14 protein-coding genes are annotated in these 16811 nt (G+C 67.7%); 8 read left to right on the top strand and 6 right to left on the bottom strand.

The genetic code is table 11. The features are described from left to right. Positions 1-10 precede the first annotated feature (10 nt). Positions 11-535 carry a gamma carbonic anhydrase family protein gene (locus AB0M74_RS30505; protein WP_366529752.1) on the top strand — a complete coding sequence of 175 codons (525 nt, stop codon included), beginning with the start codon at positions 11-13 and terminating at the stop codon, positions 533-535. Positions 536-546: 11 nt separating this feature from the next. Here the strand turns inward: AB0M74_RS30505 and AB0M74_RS30500 are convergent, their stop codons facing one another. Continuing rightward, a complete protein-coding gene (locus AB0M74_RS30500; RefSeq protein WP_366529751.1) occupies positions 547-1170 on the bottom strand; it encodes a phosphoribosyltransferase family protein in 624 nt (207 codons plus the stop codon). 11 nt (positions 1171-1181) lie between these two features. Next, the gene (locus AB0M74_RS30495; RefSeq protein ID WP_366529750.1) at positions 1182-2036 is read right to left on the bottom strand and encodes a carbon-nitrogen hydrolase family protein; all 855 of its coding nucleotides are present in this window, start codon (positions 2034-2036) and stop codon (positions 1182-1184) included. A gap of 62 nt (positions 2037-2098) precedes the next feature. Between AB0M74_RS30495 and AB0M74_RS30490 the strand changes: the two genes are divergently transcribed. Both AB0M74_RS30490 and AB0M74_RS30485 read left to right on the top strand, forming a co-directional pair. Next, entirely contained in the window at positions 2099-3892 is a 1794-nt protein-coding gene (locus AB0M74_RS30490; protein ID WP_366529749.1) for a DEAD/DEAH box helicase, read from the top strand. A 141-nt stretch (positions 3893-4033) separates the two neighbouring features. Then, positions 4034-7474, top strand: coding sequence for an AAA domain-containing protein (locus AB0M74_RS30485; protein ID WP_366529748.1), 3441 nt, complete (start codon positions 4034-4036; stop codon positions 7472-7474). A gap of 301 nt (positions 7475-7775) precedes the next feature. On the opposite strand, the gene AB0M74_RS30480 is transcribed toward AB0M74_RS30485, so the two are convergent. Both AB0M74_RS30480 and AB0M74_RS30475 read right to left on the bottom strand, forming a co-directional pair. Beyond that, entirely contained in the window at positions 7776-8954 is a 1179-nt protein-coding gene (locus tag AB0M74_RS30480; protein ID WP_366529747.1) for an amino acid deaminase/aldolase, read from the bottom strand. A gap of 97 nt (positions 8955-9051) precedes the next feature. Next, a complete protein-coding gene (locus AB0M74_RS30475) occupies positions 9052-9531 on the bottom strand; it encodes a TetR family transcriptional regulator (protein ID WP_366529746.1) in 480 nt (159 codons plus the stop codon). Positions 9532-9963: 432 nt separating this feature from the next. Between AB0M74_RS30475 and AB0M74_RS30470 the strand changes: the two genes are divergently transcribed. Continuing rightward, the gene (locus AB0M74_RS30470) at positions 9964-10710 is read left to right on the top strand and encodes a tyrosine-protein phosphatase (RefSeq protein WP_366529745.1); all 747 of its coding nucleotides are present in this window, start codon (positions 9964-9966) and stop codon (positions 10708-10710) included. A gap of 7 nt (positions 10711-10717) precedes the next feature. Here AB0M74_RS30470 and AB0M74_RS30465 read toward each other — a convergent pair whose 3' ends face one another. Then, positions 10718-11971 (bottom strand): AMP-binding protein, encoded by a 1254-nt coding sequence (locus AB0M74_RS30465; protein ID WP_366529744.1) that lies wholly within the window; start codon positions 11969-11971, stop codon positions 10718-10720. A gap of 111 nt (positions 11972-12082) precedes the next feature. Continuing rightward, the gene (locus AB0M74_RS30460; RefSeq protein ID WP_366529743.1) at positions 12083-12877 is read right to left on the bottom strand and encodes an enoyl-CoA hydratase/isomerase family protein; all 795 of its coding nucleotides are present in this window, start codon (positions 12875-12877) and stop codon (positions 12083-12085) included. 190 nt (positions 12878-13067) lie between these two features. Here AB0M74_RS30460 and AB0M74_RS30455 point away from each other — a divergent pair, with 190 nt between their 5' ends. From AB0M74_RS30455 to AB0M74_RS30440, 4 genes are all read left to right on the top strand, one after another. Beyond that, positions 13068-14093, top strand: a complete 1026-nt coding sequence (locus AB0M74_RS30455; protein WP_366529742.1) for a glutathione S-transferase C-terminal domain-containing protein — start codon at positions 13068-13070, stop codon at positions 14091-14093. Between the two features lie 126 nt (positions 14094-14219). Beyond that, the gene (locus AB0M74_RS30450; RefSeq protein ID WP_366529783.1) at positions 14220-14951 is read left to right on the top strand and encodes a hypothetical protein; all 732 of its coding nucleotides are present in this window, start codon (positions 14220-14222) and stop codon (positions 14949-14951) included. Beyond that, positions 14948-15913, top strand: a complete 966-nt coding sequence (locus AB0M74_RS30445) for an ABC transporter ATP-binding protein (RefSeq protein WP_366529741.1) — start codon at positions 14948-14950, stop codon at positions 15911-15913. Before AB0M74_RS30450 ends, AB0M74_RS30445 begins: the two co-directional genes overlap by 4 nt. After that, complete coding sequence (locus tag AB0M74_RS30440; RefSeq protein WP_366529740.1) at positions 15910-16692, top strand: ABC transporter permease; 783 nt, start codon at positions 15910-15912, stop codon at positions 16690-16692. Before AB0M74_RS30445 ends, AB0M74_RS30440 begins: the two co-directional genes overlap by 4 nt. Positions 16693-16811 lie beyond the last annotated feature (119 nt).

The raw sequence follows: 16811 nt of genomic DNA, 5'->3' as shown, positions 1-16811 counted from the left end.
CGGTGGGCACGTGCCCCTCTACGAATTCGAAGGCAAACGACCTCAGGTCGATCCGACCGCATTCATCGCGCCCAACGCGACGCTGATCGGTGACGTACGGGTCGAGGCAGGTGCCTCCATCTGGTACGGCGCGGTGCTGCGCGCGGATCTGGCCCCGATCATCATCCGGGAACGCGCCAACGTCCAGGACAACGCGGTACTGCACGTACCACCGGACGTGCCGATGGAGATCGGCCCCGGCGCGACGATCGCGCACAGCGTGGTATTCCACGGTGCGTCGGTCGGTGCGGAAGCCATCGTCGGCAACAGCAGCACCGTCCTCGACATGGCCGAGATCGGTGCGGGAACGATGATCGCCGCACACTCCTTGGTGCCCGCGCACGCGAAGATCCCCGAGGGTGTCCTTGCCGCAGGCGCACCCGCCCAGGTCAAGAAGCCGATCACGGGCACCCCCGCTGAGGGCTGGGTCAAGCTCAACCCCGGCTTCTACGCAGACCTGGCCCAGCGTCATCGCAAGAGCATCACCGAGGTCTGACCGACGCACGGTCAGGACAGCAGGGCCGTGACTTCCTCGTCTTCGAGCTGGTGGAAGTCACGGTAGGCAGCGCCGACCCCGCCGAGCGTGCGCGGCACCAGCGGGCAGATCACCTCGTCGGCCTCCGCCTCGATGCGATGCAGCGCCTCCACCGAGGACACCGGCACGGCGACCACGATTCGCGCGGGCTGTTCTTGCCGCACGATGCGGCAGGCAACCACGACGGTGGCTCCGGTCGCCATACCGTCGTCCACGATCACCACCGTGCGCCCGCCCATCGCGATCGGCTCGGCGTCACCGCGCAGCACCAGGCGGCGACGTTCGAGTTCGGCGCGCTCGAAGTCCTCGATCTCGGCGAGCTGCCGCGGTGTGATCCCCGCGTGGTCCAAAACATCCGGGTTGAGCACCCGAACCCCGCCCGCACCGATCGCGCCCATCGCCAATTCCGGCTGCCACGGCACACCGAGCTTGCGGACCAGCAGAATATCGAGATCGCCGCCTATCACCTCTCGCACCGCGGCGGCCACCGGAACGCCGCCCCTCGGCAGCCCGAGCACCAGCGGGTCCGACGCACGCAGGTGCGCCAACTCAGCACCCAGCGCACGACCGGCCGACGCCCGATCGGTGTAGATCATCCAATAGAACGCTACTCCGGTACCCGCTCGGCGATGGTGAATCGACGCAATGCCAGGCTCGGGTTCGTGGTGCGCACTGTGGCCAGGTAGTCGAGGTCGATGCCGGCGCTCAGCACACCCGGCTCATCACCGAGTTCGGCAAGCACGCTGCCGGTCGGATCGATGATCATCGACGCGCCCGCGCCACGCGGCGCGCACTGATCGGCGGCCAGGACGTACACGGTGTTCTCGATCGCGCGGGCGCGCAGCAGCGTCGTCCATTGATCCACCTTCGACGGGCCGGGAATCCACTGTGCGGGCAGCACCAACACTTGGGCGCCCGCCGCCGCGACGCGACGGCTGCCCTCGGGGAACCGGAGATCGAAACAGGTCTGCATGCCGAACATCACATCGTCGACGACGAATGTGGCGGGCGTCTCGATCTCCCCCGGTTCGACGATGTCGGATTCGAGGTGTCCGAACGCGTCGTAGAGGTGCACCTTCCGATACCTCGCGACGAGACTCGCATCGGGCGCCAAGGCCACCAGGGTATTGCGGATCCGGTCCGCGCCTGCCGCCACTTGCTCCACCGTTCCGGCCACCAGATGCACACCGAATTCGCGGGCGATCGAGCCGAGGCCGGTGACGAACGGCCCGGTCAACGGTTCGGCGACGGCCACAACGCGCTCGTCGAGGCGAGACACGGCAAACATCGAGTATTCGGGTGCGATCACCACTCTTGCGCCGCGTTCCCGAGCCACGCGGACGTGCTCACGCAGCGCGGTGAGGTTCGCCGCGGGATCGGTTCCCGGCGCGAACTGAACGACCGCGACATCCAGCGCGGACGTCGCCAGGCTCTGATGCACGGACGCACTATCGGGTTGCATAGATCTCACGGTATTGGGCCGGTGGCCGGGACGACTACCGGGAGGCAGTAAACTCCTGGTCAATGAGTACCAATCAGGTCGACAGCGTTCCTGGCGACAACGACAGGGACAACGACGGCCCGACTTTCGCCGATCTCGGCATCGATGAGCGCGTTCTCGCGGCCATCGCCGATGTCGGTTACGAGTCGCCGTCGCCGATTCAGGCTGCGACGATTCCGCCACTGCTGTCCGGGGCCGATGTGGTCGGCCTCGCCCAAACCGGCACCGGTAAGACCGCGGCGTTCGCGATCCCGATCCTGATGGGTCTCGAAACCTCCGGCAAACTTCCACAAGCCCTTGTGCTGGCCCCGACCCGCGAGCTCGCGATCCAGGTCGCCGAGGCCTTCGGCCGCTATGCCACTCACATTCCCGGGCTGCACGTGCTGCCGATCTACGGCGGCCAGGCCTACGGCGTCCAGCTCTCGGGCCTGCGTCGCGGCGCACACGTGGTCGTCGGTACGCCCGGCCGGGTGATCGACCACCTGGAGAAGGGCACGCTCGACCTGTCGCAGCTGAAGTACCTGGTGCTCGACGAGGCCGACGAAATGCTGAAGATGGGCTTCCAGGAGGACGTCGAGCGCATCCTCGGGGAAACTCCGTCGACCAAGCAGGTCGCGCTGTTCTCCGCGACAATGCCCGCGGCGATCCGCAAGATCTCCAAGCAGTACCTGAACGATCCGGTCGAAATTACGGTGAAGTCGAAGACTTCGACCGCGACCAACATCACCCAACGCTGGGTGCAGGTCTCCCACCAGCGCAAGCTGGACGCGTTGACCAGGGTCCTCGAGGTCGAGACGTTCGAGGCGATGATCATCTTCGTGCGGACCAAGCAGGCCACCGAGGAGCTTGCCGAAAAGCTGCGCGCCCGTGGCTTCTCCGCGGCCGCTATCAACGGTGATATCGCACAGAACCAGCGCGAGCGCACCATCGGACAGCTGAAGTCCGGTGCGCTGGACATCCTGGTCGCCACCGACGTCGCCGCGCGTGGTCTGGATGTGGACCGCATCTCGCATGTCGTGAACTACGACATTCCGCACGACACCGAGTCCTACGTGCACCGCATCGGCCGCACCGGGCGCGCCGGGCGCAGCGGTGAGGCACTGCTTTTCGTCGCGCCGCGGGAACGGCACCTGCTCAAGTCGATCGAGCGTGCCACCCGGCATCCGCTGACCGAGATGCAGCTGCCGAGTGTGGATGACGTGAACGCCCAGCGCGTCGCCAAGTTCGGTGACGACATCACCGAGAGCCTGGCCTCGTCGAACCTACAGCTGTTCCGCAGGCTCATCGAGGATTACGAACGCGAGCACGACATTCCGCTCGTCGACATCGCGGCGGCGCTGGCCGTGCTCTCCCGCGACGGCGACAACTTCCTGATGCAGCCGGAACCGCCGGAGCCCGAACGCGTGCGCCGCGAACCGCGTGAACGCGCACCGCGTCGCTTCGACGACGAAGGACCGCGCGGTAGCGGGCCGTCGCATCAGCGGGCAACCGGCGCCGAATTGGTGACCTACCGAATCAGTGTCGGCAAGCGGCATCGCGTCGTGCCCGGTGCGATCGTCGGCGCGATCGCCAACGAGGGCGGACTGCGGCGCAGCGACTTCGGGCACATCAGCATCCGGCCTGACCACAGCCTGGTCGAATTGCCTGCGAACCTCCCTGCGGAAACGCTGGAAGCCTTGCGCCGCACCAGGATCAGCGGTCAGCTCATCCAGCTGACGCCGGACTACGGTCCGCCCGGACAGCGGCCGTTCAACCGCGCGCCGCGCCGCGAAGGCGCGAGCAGCAAGCGCCCGGAGCGGCGTCAGCCACGCTCCTGAACCGGGGAGGGTTCATCGAGGTCAGGCGCGCTAGCTACAGTGTTGCCGTCCAGCGTGTATTGCAGCGCTAGTCGGTAGCGGGAGTCCCGCGAAGACCCGGGGGCGGTGTCCCGCAAAGACACAGGAGGGCCGCGATTGTTCGTGTTCGGTGATCGTGTCGTTTGCTCCGCCGTCGATCTCGTGCGCGCGGCGCAGTGTGAGTTCGCGCTGTTACGCGCCCTCGATGCCGAACTGGGCAATCTCGTGCCCGTCGCGGACACCGCACCGGAACCGGTTGCGCGGCTGCGCGGCGGGTTCGACGATGCGAGGGCACACAGGCTCGCGGACTTCCGAGACCGGTTCGGTAGCTCGATGGTCGAAGTCGAATGCGGGGCGCGCGGGCCCGAAGGTGGGGGGCGCGAACTCGACGGATCGTCGGCTCGCATCGACGCATTGCGGGAAGCGCACGCCGGGACGGTCGCCGCGCTGCGGGCCGGCGTGCATGTGATCCACGGCGCGACCTTTTTCGACGGTCGGTTCGCCTGCTCCTGCGATTTCCTGGTGCGGGCGGGTCATCGGGTCCGCTACACCGTGCACGGTACCGCCGCGAGCCCGCCGGATCATGTGGGTGCCACGCTCGAACTAGCCGCGTGCGCCGAAGCTTTGGACGGCTCCGGCGCACTGACGGCACCACTGGTCCGGCTGTACATCGGCGAACACAGCACGACCCACACACTCGCCGACTTGGTGCCGGTGTACCTCGCGCGCCGCCGCCGGGTCGAACGCATCCTGGACGACAAGCTCAGCGAACTGCTTCCTGTCCAGTGGGGCGATCCCCGTTACCTGGCCTGTGGGCACTGCCCGACCTGCACCACGGCGCTCGCGGCCGCGCGCGATCTACTCCTGGTCGCCGGGATGCCGCGCACCGCGCGTGCGCGATTGCGCGAAGCGGGTGTCAGCACCATCGATCGGCTCGCCGTCACCGAAACCACCGTGGCGGGCCTACCACCACGAACCTTCGGCGGGCTGCGCAAACAAGCCGAAATCCAGCTGCGCCGCGAGGATTCCGGGAAGCCGACGCATCACCTCGTCGACGTGATCGCACTCGGCGCCCTGCCGCCTCCCTCGCCCGGGGACCTCTCGCTGACCATCGACGAAGGGCCTGGCGGGCAGCCGATCGGCGTCGAGGTGGGCGGACCGGGCACCGTCCATCTGGCCTTCCGGATGACAGCCGCCGACGATGTCGCCGAACAGCGTCGTGTGCTGGAGGAGGTGCTCGGCTATTTGGCGCAGCGCAAGCGGATGTACCCGGACATGCACGTCTACCACTACTCCTCCGGGGTCAGGTCCGCGCTGCTGCGCTGGACCGGCGCGCACGGCAGCGGCGAGGAGATCGTCGACGACCTGCTGCGCGCGGGCATTGTGGTGGATCTGTATCCGATCGTGCGCAACGCGTTGCTCATCGGCGAACGGTCCTACCGACTGAGCAGGCTCCGGCGGCTGCTTCCGGGCGAGGCGCATTCCTCGATCACCGAACGCGATTGTCTGACCGTGCTGCGCCTGCGGGACTGGCTGGTGGACCGGGCCGCCGAACAGCGGATCGACCCACAGGCGGTGACGCTCGAGCGCGCGAGTTCGTGGTGCCTGGTGACCGAACCCGACGAGGCGGATCTCGCGCCACCCTCGCGCCCCTCCTCGATCGAGGCGGCGCTCGCGGAATTCGCTGTGACACATCAGCAGCCCCACCATCCGGCCGCGCTGCTGGCCGCGGCGCTCGGCTATCACCGGCGCGAACGCCAACCGCTGTGGTGGGCACACGCCGATCGGCTCAGCCATCCGGTCGACGAATGGGCCGACGCCCCAGGTGTTCTCGTCGCGGACTGGGGCACGGTGGACACCAAATGGCATCGCAGCCCGCACCGCGCGACCATGCGCCGATACCTCACGCTGACCGGACGCATCGGCATCGGCTGGGGTGCGGCGTCGGGTTCGAGCGCTGCGGGTAGCGGTGCGGCGGGCGCTTCCGGGCCGGGACCACACACCGCGGGCGCGGTGGCGGCGCACACCGTGCTGGCACCGGGAACCATGGTGTACACCTTCTACGATCGCCCTGTCGCCGCCGGCATGGTCACCGCGGTCGGGCGGCGGGCTACCGCTGTCGCCACCGTCCTCGGCTGTTCGGTGGACGCGGACTTCGACGACACCGTGCGGCTGGAGGAACTGCTGTCGGAGGGGTGCGAGCCCTACGACGAGCTACCGACAGCCATCGCGCCGGGACTACCCGTCTGGGACGAAACCGTAGAGACCGCCGTCGAATTCGTCGCCCAACAGCTGTTGATGGCACTGCCCGAGATCCCGTCCGGCGCGATATTCGACATCCTGGCCCGCCGCCCGCCCCGCTCGCAGCGCGCAGGCGGCCTGCCCGATGTGCACGGTGACCACGCCGCGGCGATCACCACCGCCGTGCGCGACCTCGACAACTCCTATCTCGCGGTGCAGGGCCCGTCGGGCACCGGCAAGATCTCCACCGTCGCCCGCGCGATCGAACGCCTCGTCACCCGGCACAGGTGGCGGATCGGTATTGTCGCGCCCACGCATTCGACCGTCGAGAACATGCTCGACCTGATCGTCGAGATCGGGGTGCTGCCCGAACTCGTCGCGAAGAAGGACGTGCGGTCGGTGGCGCCGGAGTGGGCGGTGATCGAGGGCGCCCGGTACCCGCGATTCCTGGACAACGCCGTCAACGGGTGCGTACTCGGCGGCAGCCCGGCGGATTTCGCCGACGACGCGCTGGTGTCCCACGAGCGTCTCGACCTGCTCGTGATCGCCGACGCGGGCAGCTTTCCGCTGGCCGACACCGTCGCGGTCGCCGTCAGCGCGCGCAACCTGTTGCTGCTCGGCGACCCGGCGCCGTCGACAACGCGCAGTGCCCACCCGGAGCCGGTCGGTGAGTCGGTGCTCGGCTGGCTCACCGAGGGACGCAACACCCTGCCCGCCGAACGCGGCTACTTCTTGGACCGGACCTGGCGGATGCATCCGCGGGTCTGTGAACCGATTTCCCGCCTGTACTACGACAGCAGGCTGCGCTCCAACGAAACCGTCACGCTCGCACGACAGCTCGACGACGTGGCGCCCGGCGTCGACACCGTGCTCGTCGAACACACCGGCAACTCCATCGAGTCGGTGGCCGAGGCGCGCGAGGTGGTCCGCCGGGTGCGCGCCCTACTCGGGCTGCCGTGGACGACCGGCGCGATGACCAGGCGGCTGCATCCGCACGACATCTTCGTCGTCGCGCCCTACAGCGCCCAGGTCGGTTTGATCCGGACGCTGCTCGCGCGCGCCAAGATCGAGGATGTTCTGGTCGGCACGGCCGACCGCTTCCGGGGCAGGGAGGCCGCCGTCGTCCTGCTCTCGATGACCACCTCGAGCCCAGCGGACGCGCCATACGGCATGGGGTATCTGTTGTCACGCAGCCTGATCCAGGCCGCACTCTGCCGTGCCATGTGGAAGGCGACCATCATCCGCTCGCCACTGCTCACCGAGTACCTGCCCGCTGCCGCGGATGATCTGTCGGACCTGGCGAGCTTCCTGCACCTGAGCTGAATCGCGGCACGCGAGGTCATGGCACACGGCCATCGATGTACACGCTGCGCAATGCGGGTCTTGTCGTAATCCCGTGGCCGTCCGCACAGTTCGCACCGATCCGGTCGTCTCCAATACCTATTCGGAGTATGGGTATTAGCGAATCGAATTCATCGGATGAAACCAATTCCATAAACGCCGGCCAGTACTCAAGACGAATTTACAGCCAGACCGGTTGGTATTCAATGTGCAATTCGGAGGCTCGGAATTGCCGAAAGTCGGCAATCCTGTTGGCCATCCCGAAGAGCAACGGACGGCGACCTCAGCCGAAGCAGTTACCCTCACCGCGGTAAGTGGGCACCGCTGTCCTGGTGCCGTCGCTGTCGACCAGATGGATGCGCTCGAAGCGCTCGCACAGCTCGCCCGCCTTGGCGTGGCGGAACCAGACCCGGTCACCGATCCGCAGTTCAGCAGCGCCGGACAGCGGCGTCTGCACCTCGCCCGCGCCCTCGGTGCCGATCAGCCGCAACCCACTGGGCCACACCGGCTTCGGCACCCGCGACGCACCCGTCGGACCGGAGGCGATGTAGCCACCCGCGAAGACGGTGGCAATGGACGGCGTCGGCTTGCGCAGCACCGATGTGGCGAAGTACAGCGCGGGGCGTGGGGTGAACGAGCGGTAGTGGTCGAACAACGTCGGCACGTACAGACCTGAGCCCGCCGTCACCTCGGTGACCTCGGGGTCGGCAATGCTGACCTCGATCGATCCGGAACCGCCGCTGTTGACGATCTCCAGCGTGCCGACCACCGAACGGACCGCGTCGAGAACCCGCTTGCGGCGCTTGGTTATTTCGGCCGCAGAGGCCTTCTTCACCAGCCGTACCGCGATGTTGGAGTCGGGCAGCCCAGCGATCTGCGCTTCGTAGGTCATCACGCCGACCACCTCGAAGCCGCGCCCTATCGCGACCCGGGCGAGCTCCGCCGCCCGATCGGGGGTGCGAATGGGCGAGCGGCGAACGCCCAGGTGCAGCGGCCCGATCCGCAACGAGGCGTCCACATCGAGACAGATCCGTGGGCGAACACGCTCGCTGCCGACCGCCGCACGGATCAACTCCAGTTGCGCGACATCATCGATCATCAGAGTGATGGATTGTCGGAGGGTGTCGTCGGCGGCGAGTTCGGCAAGCGCGGCGCGGTCGACGACCGGATAGCCGAGCAGCACGTCACGGGCGCCGCGGCGAACCAACCAGATGGCTTCGGCCAGTGAGTACGACATGATGCCCGCGAACCCGCCATCGGCGGTCAACCCGTGCCCGAGCACCTGCTCGAGCACGGCCCGGCACCGCACCGACTTGCTGGCCACGCGCACCGGCACGCCACGCGCGCGGCGCACCAGGTCGGCGGCGTTGGCCCGCAGTGCGGTCAGGTCGAGGGCGGCCAGCGGCGGGTCGAGCTCGGCCGTGGCGGTATCCAGCGCGACAATCGGCGACGTCGGGGTCACCGGTACAACTCAACCACCAAACTGGTCACACGTCCAGTAATGGCCGATGGCCAGTCGCGGCCCCGCCGAGCGACCGACACGCGGTCGCCGACAGTCCTCACACTTCGGCGGCCCGGGTGGCCAAGCTGCTGACCAGGTCGTCGAGCACCACCAGCGTGGTCTCGTCATTGCAGTCAGCGAGCCAACGCAGCACGGTTCCCTGCAGTACCGACACCGCGTAGGCGGCGATGGCCTCCACCGGCTCCAACCACTGGGCGCCGGATTTCGCGGCACACAGGTCGAGGAAGACCGCGACCTCGGTGTCCATCTCGCGATACACCGCCGACGCGGTCGGATCAGGAATGCATTCGGTCTGCAACTCCCAGCGCTGCCGCAGCGTCTGCACGGTTACTTCATAGGCGCGGATCTGCCTGGTCGGGGTGGCCTTGACTACCGGCCAATACGCGCTCACTCCGGCATGCAGCAGGACCCGCAACGCCCGCACTCCGGTGATATCGAGCGAAGCGGCCGCCTTCTCGACAGCCTCGCAGATGGTCGGTCGCAACCGGCCCTCCGCTATTTCTCCACGAACGCTCAACGACGACTCCCTCGGCGAAAGAACTCGCGCACCAACGTCGGCGCGACTCGCTGAACATGGCGGGCCGCTCCCGAGAATCCCTCCACTAGGGAATTCCCTGGCTGCCCGGTCCAACATCCAGCAATAGTAAGGGCTTATCGGGGTTTAAGAATAGGTTCGGCGGGCATTACCAGACTGGAAGAATGTTTTGTTACCCAAACGGAATAGGTCCGCGACCGCCCGGTGTCCGCCGGAATCGCCTCCCGGGGCGCGACTCTCGACCACTACCGTCTCTGGACACACGATGTTCCACAGTACGGACAGCTCCACAGCGACCCACCGGCATGTGACGGAACACACAAATAATTCCTCACAAATCGACCACCAGGCCGTTCGGTGTTCGATCCGGGAACGACACCCTCGCCTCACCCGACGGGGCGATAGCCTGGATCGGTGACTCTCTCGCCCCCCGCCGACCAGTTCTTTCTCGCCGGCACCTTCAACTTCCGCGACGTCGGCGGCCTGCGCACCCGCGACGGCGCGAAGGTTCGTCCCGGCGTGCTGCTGCGCTCGGCCCAACTCAGCGGGCTGGACGCACCCGGCCACGCCATCCTGCGCGAACTCGGCGTCACCGAGGTGCACGACCTGCGCGGCGTCCGCGAGATCGACCACATCGGGCACGACAACCTGCCCGAAGGCGTACGGCTGAACATCACACCCTTCGATTCACGGATGGGCGAAGCACCGCCGCACGACGCACAGACCCATTCCGCGTTCGCGCACATGCTCGAGGTGTATCGGATGTTTCCCGCACTGCCCGAGGCGCACGTCGCGATCGTCGCCATCGCGGAATCGATTGTGCGCGGCGACGGCGCGGTCCTGGTGCACTGCGCCGCGGGCAAGGACCGCACCGGCTGGGCAATCGCCACGCTGCTGCGAGCGGTCGCGGTCACCGAGGAAGACGTGCTCGCCGACTTCCTGCTCAGCAATGCGGCGGTGCCGTCGCTGCGCGCCATGATGGCGACGAAACTGGCTGCGGGCGAGGAGCTTTCCGATGACCTGCTCGGCGTCCGCGCGGAATACCTCACGGTCGCACTGGAGTCGGTGCGCGATCGGCACGGCGAGTTCGAGGTGTACCTCGACGCCATCGGCTTCACCCACGAGCTGCGCACCGGGCTGCGCGAGCGACTGCTGGAATGAGCGCTGACTAAGCCGACAGCCCGCTGCGGACCAGGCCGTCGGCATCGATGGTCACCTGATCACCGGTGTGGAACCAGCTTCCGGTGAAGCGATCCGCGGTCGACTTCGGGTCGTTCCAGTAACGGCGGCTGACGTTCGGTCCGCGACAGAGCAATTCGCCGTGACCGACCTGAGCCTGCGGGCCCCACAGCGCCAATTCCGTACCGCCGAAGGGGAATCCGAGCACCGCGTCGGCGCCGGACGGTGCCTCGGTGTCGTCGTCGACGGCCAGACCGATGCCGCTGGTTTCGGTCGCGCCCCACACCGACCAGCGCCGTGCCGCGGGGAACATATCCCGCAGTGCGGCCGCCAAACTCGCGGGTTCCACAGCGGCGGCGGCCCGCTCGGCACGGTGTCCGGCATTGCTGACACGGGTGATGCCCTCGGTATCGAGGCCATCGGTGCGCAGCCTGGCCAGTTCCGGTAGTAGCCGGGTGAAGATGCGCGGTGTCGCCGACACCATGTCGATCCGTTCGGCCACCAGGGTTTCGGCGAGCCTGCGGGTATCCGGCGCGAGCACGACCGTGCCGCCGACCGCGAAGGTCGGCAGCAGTTGATCCACGCATCCGCTGGCATGGGCGAGCGGCAGCAGCAGCAGGTTGCGTAGGCCGTCGGTCGGCAGATCCAGCGCCGCGACCACCGAACGGATTGCCGACAACAAGTTTTCGTTGGTCAGCTCGACGCCCATCGGCGCGGCGGTGCCGCTGGTGTAGCAGAGCAACGCCAGATCGCCCAGTCCCGCACCGTCATCGATGAACGCGGCCCCATCGGGCAGCGGCGCGTCCGATCCGGCCGCACTGCCCGCGCCGAGCACGAAATCGGTACTGCTGTCCGCGATCACCCGCTCGGCCACCTCGGCGGGCAGGCCGTCGTGCACCAGCACCGGCACCGCGCCGCTGAGCAGCGCGCCGAGAAACGCCTGCACCCACCGAGCGCCCGCGGGCATGTGGACGGCGACCCGGTCGCCGTAGCCGATGCCGTGCTCCTGCAGGCCACCCGCGATCCGGGAGGCGGAATGCCACAACTCACGGTAGGTGAGCCGGGGACCACCGATTTCCACGACGGCCTCCCGGCTCGCGAAGGCGTGCACCTGCAGATCGAGCAGTTCGGTGAGCGCGGGCGTCAGATTCCCGTAGCGCAGCACTCCGTCGGCACCGCGAGCCAGCGGGTTGTCGCAAGCTTGGGAACGGGTCAGTGGGTACTCGACCAGGAGCTGTGACATGGGTCCTCCGCACGCCTGGATCCGGCAGGCATAGGCGAACTATATGACGCCGGTCACATATTTTCTGCGATTAGGCGGTGAACATGCCCCGCTTTTCGATATTCGTCATCCTCACGCGCCGGTGTAGGTCGCCTTGCCCGGTCCGGCCTCGAGGAAGCTGCGCACCGCGCCGCGCAGGTCAGCGGTGCCGAACAGGGCTCCGGAAACCTCCGGAGTCACCGAATCGGCATGCGCCACACCGCCGGAGCGCCAGGCCTCGATGATCTGTTTGGTCGCGGCGTGTGCCTTCGTCGGTCCCTGCGCCAGGCGGTGCACCAGTTCGCGGGCCGCGGTGTCGACGTCGTCGTGCACAGCGTTCACCACGCCCCATTCGGCCATGGTCACCGCGTCGTAGAGATCACCGGTCATCACGAACTCGCGGGCCCGGCCGGATCCGGCGCGCTCGGCAAGCCGCTGCGGGCCACCCATCGAGGGCGTCAGGCCGACCACCGTCTCGACGAGTCCGAACTTGGCCTTCGGCGCGGCCAGGATCAGATCACAGGCAAGCGCCATCTCGAAGGCCGCGGTCAGGGTGAGCCCGTGCGCGGCGAAAACCACTGGGCACGGCAGCGCCTCCAGCGGATGGATGATCTGGGCGAACAGGCTGCGCCACAGTTCGGCGCCCTGTTCGGTGGACAGACCGTCGAAGACGTGGACATCGACGCCGCCGGACACCAGCTTGCCTTCGGCGCGCAGCAGCAGCGCCCGCGGCGGGCGGGCCGACAACTCGGCGAGATCGGCGACCAGGGCATCGAGCATGGCCTGGTCGAAGAGGTTCAGCGGCGGATTGGCCAGCGTGAGGATGGCCACTTCCGCGCCGCCGTCGGTGGTGTCGCGTTCCAGACGGGTTGCCTTCGTTTCACTCATTCGGCCAGCCTAGAGCCGCAGTCGGACGCAGTCGGTCGATCGCCCGCGCCGGGCCGAGCGAACGCAAGGCAGCCGCCTGGCGACACCGCCCGGACGCCCATCCACCCACAGCCCGCGGCAGGCCGAGTGAAGACGAGGCAGCCGCTCGGAAGGGCACGGTCGTGTCACCCGCGTCTGCGAGACTGTCCGAGTGACCAAGTCGGTATCCGAAAACGGTTCCTACGTAGAGCCTGGCGAGTTCAAACGGGACACCAACTACATCCAGACCCGCATCACCGCGGACGGCCGCGATGGCTTCCCGGTCGAAGCAGGCCGCTATCGACTGGTTGCGGCGCGGGCCTGTCCGTGGGCCAATCGCACGCTGATCGTGCGTAGGCTGCTCGGGCTGGAGGGCGCGCTCTCGCTCGGACTGTGCGGACCAACACACAACAAACTGAGCTGGACCTTCGATCTCGATCCCGGCGGGGTCGATCCGGTGCTGGGTATTCCGCGGCTGCGCGACGCATATCTGGCCCGCTTCCCCGACTATCCGCGCGGCATCACCGTGCCCGCGATCGTCGATGTGCCGACCGGAGAGGTGGTGACCAACGACTACGCACAGCTGACCCTCGACTTCTCCACCGAGTGGACCGAATTCCACCGCCCCGGTGCCCCCGCGCTCTATCCGGAATCGCTGCGCGCCGAGATCGACGAGGTGAATCTCGCGGTCTTCCGCGATGTCAACAATGGGGTGTACCGCTGCGGGTTCGCCGGCAGCCAAGACGCGTACGACACGGCCTACGATCGACTCTTCGCCCGCCTCGACTGGCTCTCGGAGCGGCTGGCCGGACAGCGATACCTGGTGGGCGACACCATCACCGAGGCCGACGTGCGGTTGTTCACCACGCTGGTCCGGTTCGATCCGGTGTATCACGGCCACTTCAAATGCAACCGGAGCAAGTTGAGTGAGATGCCGGTCCTCTGGGCATACACACGCGACCTCTACCAGACGCCGGGGTTCGGTGACACCGTCGACTTCGGACAGATCAAGACGCACTACTACGTGGTGCACACCGACATCAACCCGACCATGATCGTCCCGAAGGGTCCCGACCTGACCGACTGGCTGACCCCGCACGGCCGGGAAGCGCTGGGCGGCAGACCTTTCGGCGACGGCACCCCACCGCCGCCTCCGGTGCTCGCCGAACGGGTGCCCGCGCTGAACCAACCGGCATGATCGAACACCCGGCCTGCCGGATCCTGATCGGAACCGATCCGGCCGGGTAGTTCGTTGTCATGACGAGCTGAGGGCAATCGGTGCCATACAGTTCACCCAACACAGGTGGAAGAGGAGGATGACGCCGTGTTCAAAGGCGCGTTCGAGAAGACGGTCGTCGAGCTGCTCGATTCCGGGTCGCGTCTGCAGGCGCCCGCCGTCGCCAAGTACGTGGACCGACTCCGGCGCTCCCACCCGGCCGAGAGCCCCGCGCAGATCATCGAGCGGCTGGAGAAGCAGTACCTGCTCGCTGTGACCGGCAGCGGCGGCGCGGTCGGCGCGACGGCCGCGGTGCCCGGTGTCGGCACCGTCGCGGCCATCGCCGCCGTCAGCGCCGAAACGACCTTCTTCATGGAAGCCTCCGCGGTGTTCACCCTTGCGGTGGCGGCCGTGCACGGCGTCTCCCCCAGCGACAAAGAACAGCGCAGGGCGCTGGTGCTCGCGGTCGTGCTCGGTGACAGCGGGATGGAGATCGTCGAGAAGACGGTCGGCCACTCCGCGAAGAATTGGGGCACCGTCTTCGCCAACCGCATCCCAGGGCTGTCGAGCATGAACGACTCGCTGCTCAAGCGGTTCATCATCCGCTTCATCACCAAGCGTGCGGCGCTGATGGCGGGCAAGATCGTCCCAGCGGGTATCGGCGCGGTGATCGGCGGCGTCGGCAACCGGGCCCTCGGCAAGACCACGATCAACAACGCGCGCAAGGCCTTCGGGCCCGCACCGAAGGTGTGGTCTGCCGATCGGCACCTCATCGTCGAAGCCGATCAGCTCACCGCCATCGACCCGGCGAAGCCGCAACCCCCGGCCACCCCGCGATGAGTGCGAGCAGAGGACCCGCGTTCGCCGTCCGCGGCATCGGCAAGCGGTACAACCTGGTGGCGGCCGTCGAGAACGTGAGCTTCACCGTCACCGCCGGCACCGCGGCCGCACTGGTCGGGCCCGCAGGTGCGGGCAAGACGACGATCCTACGGATCCTGCTCGGCCTGCTCGAACCGACCACAGGCTCGATCGCGATCGGCGGACAAGGTTTACCGGGCACCGCGCGAGCGGTCGGCGGCATGCTCGAACCGCGCGGACTGCATCCCGCCCGCACAGCGCGCGACCACCTGCTGGTGTACGCCGCGGCGGTCGGCGTCGCGGACGACCGGGTGGACGAGGTGATCGAACTCGTCGGCCTCGACGCCACAGCGAACACCAGAGCGGGTGCGTTGACCGCAGGACAGCAGACCAGGGTGGCCTTGGCGACCGCGCTGCTCGGCGATCCACCGCTGCTTGTTCTCGACGAGCCCGCCGTCGGCCTCGATAGCGCGGAACGCGTATGGCTACAAGAGTTTCTGCGCAGGCATACCCGGCGCGGCGGCACAGTGCTGTTGTCCAGTGAGAGTCTCGCCGCGGTAATCCCGATGGTGGACAACATCATTGTGCTGAGTGCCGGCTCGGTGGTGTACGAGGGCAGTCCGACCAAACTGCGCCGGGGCCACCCCGATCGTCTCGTTGTCGCATCGTCGACGCCGATCGCGCTGGCGACAACGCTTGCCGCACAGGGCTTCACCGACGCGGTGATCCGCCCCGACGGCCGGCTGGCCGTGGCCGACGCCACCGACAGACAGATCCACGAGGCGGCCGAGGTCGCCGGCGTACGCCTCGACAGCATCACCCCCGACCCGATCCATCCCGATCGGGTGCTGGCCGCGCTGACCAAAGTTCGTCCACAGCCGACTCCGTATCCCGGAGTCGCCGCCCCTCTTCCGACACCGACGCCCTACGGGATTCCACGATGATCGACATCCTGCCCGCAGACCTCGTCCCTGCGGTCAACTCCGAGGTCCGCAAGGTCATCACGCTGCGTGCGAGCCAGATCCTCGGCATCGGCGTGGCCGCGGTCGCGCTCGTCGCGAGTGCGGTCACCGCCATCCTCGCCGGGCCCGCCGACCCGAAGGGCGATCCCGCAACCGGCGCCGCGACAATCGGCCTGTACCTCGGCCTCGTGGCGGCAATCCTGGTATCCGGCGCATTCGGTGCGTCGGGCGCGGGTGCCGAATACCGGTACGCCACCATGTCGGTGACCCAATTGTTCACCGCGGACCGCGATCGGCTCGTCACCGCGAAACTCGTCGTCACCGCGGGATTCGCGCTGGCGATCACGTTCCTCGTCGAACTGATCGCCATGGCCTGCCTGATCGGGTTCGGGCATGGCAAGTTCGACTTCGGCCTGCGGCTGTTCACCGTGCTCGGCGGCGGCCTGCTCGCCGCGGCATGCTGGTCACTGATCGGCGCAGGCCTCGGACTACTGTTACGTACCCCGACCCGCGCGGTCGCCGCGCTGCTCGGTTGGCTCGTCGTCGTGGAACCGCTGAGCTGGCTCGTCGCCGAAGGCCTCGGTATCGCGGGCTTCGCCACCATGCTCCCCGGCGCCGCCACCGTCAGCACTGTGGTCGTGGGTTCCTTCCCCGACAGCGACTTCCTCGCCCCTGCTCCCGCGGCCGTCGTTGTCCTGCTGCTGTGGACCATCGGCGTCGCGGGCGCGGGCTGGTGGTCGGTGCGCCAACGCGAGTTGTGATCGGCGATCCGATAGCTGCCACTGGGAACAACGGTGTGCCGGTTCGCGTCGTTAACGTCGACTCGGGTGTCGACCGAGACGATCGAGATGGGTGAGCACCTGATGTGAGTGAGCAGCTG

Origin of the sequence: Nocardia sp. NPDC051463 (assembly GCF_040681975.1) — a bacterium.
Taxonomy (GTDB): Bacteria; Actinomycetota; Actinomycetes; order Mycobacteriales; family Mycobacteriaceae; genus Nocardia.
The sequence above is the reverse complement of the archived record's forward strand: the minus strand, read 5'-3'. Positions and strand labels throughout refer to the sequence as shown.

What these genes read in the sequence shown, in the direction of transcription:
- AB0M74_RS30500 (WP_366529751.1), bottom strand. Translation starts at nt 1,170, where the DNA reads ATGATCTACACCGATCGGGCGTCGGCCGGTCGTGCGCTGGGTGCTGAG.
- AB0M74_RS30495 (WP_366529750.1), bottom strand. Translation starts at nt 2,036, where the DNA reads ATGCAACCCGATAGTGCGTCCGTGCATCAGAGCCTGGCGACGTCCGCG.
- AB0M74_RS30490 (WP_366529749.1), top strand. Translation starts at nt 2,099, where the DNA reads ATGAGTACCAATCAGGTCGACAGCGTTCCTGGCGACAACGACAGGGAC.
- AB0M74_RS30465 (WP_366529744.1), bottom strand. Translation starts at nt 11,971, where the DNA reads ATGTCACAGCTCCTGGTCGAGTACCCACTGACCCGTTCCCAAGCTTGC.
- AB0M74_RS30460 (WP_366529743.1), bottom strand. Translation starts at nt 12,877, where the DNA reads ATGAGTGAAACGAAGGCAACCCGTCTGGAACGCGACACCACCGACGGC.
- AB0M74_RS30445 (WP_366529741.1), top strand. Translation starts at nt 14,948, where the DNA reads ATGAGTGCGAGCAGAGGACCCGCGTTCGCCGTCCGCGGCATCGGCAAG.
- AB0M74_RS30440 (WP_366529740.1), top strand. Translation starts at nt 15,910, where the DNA reads ATGATCGACATCCTGCCCGCAGACCTCGTCCCTGCGGTCAACTCCGAG.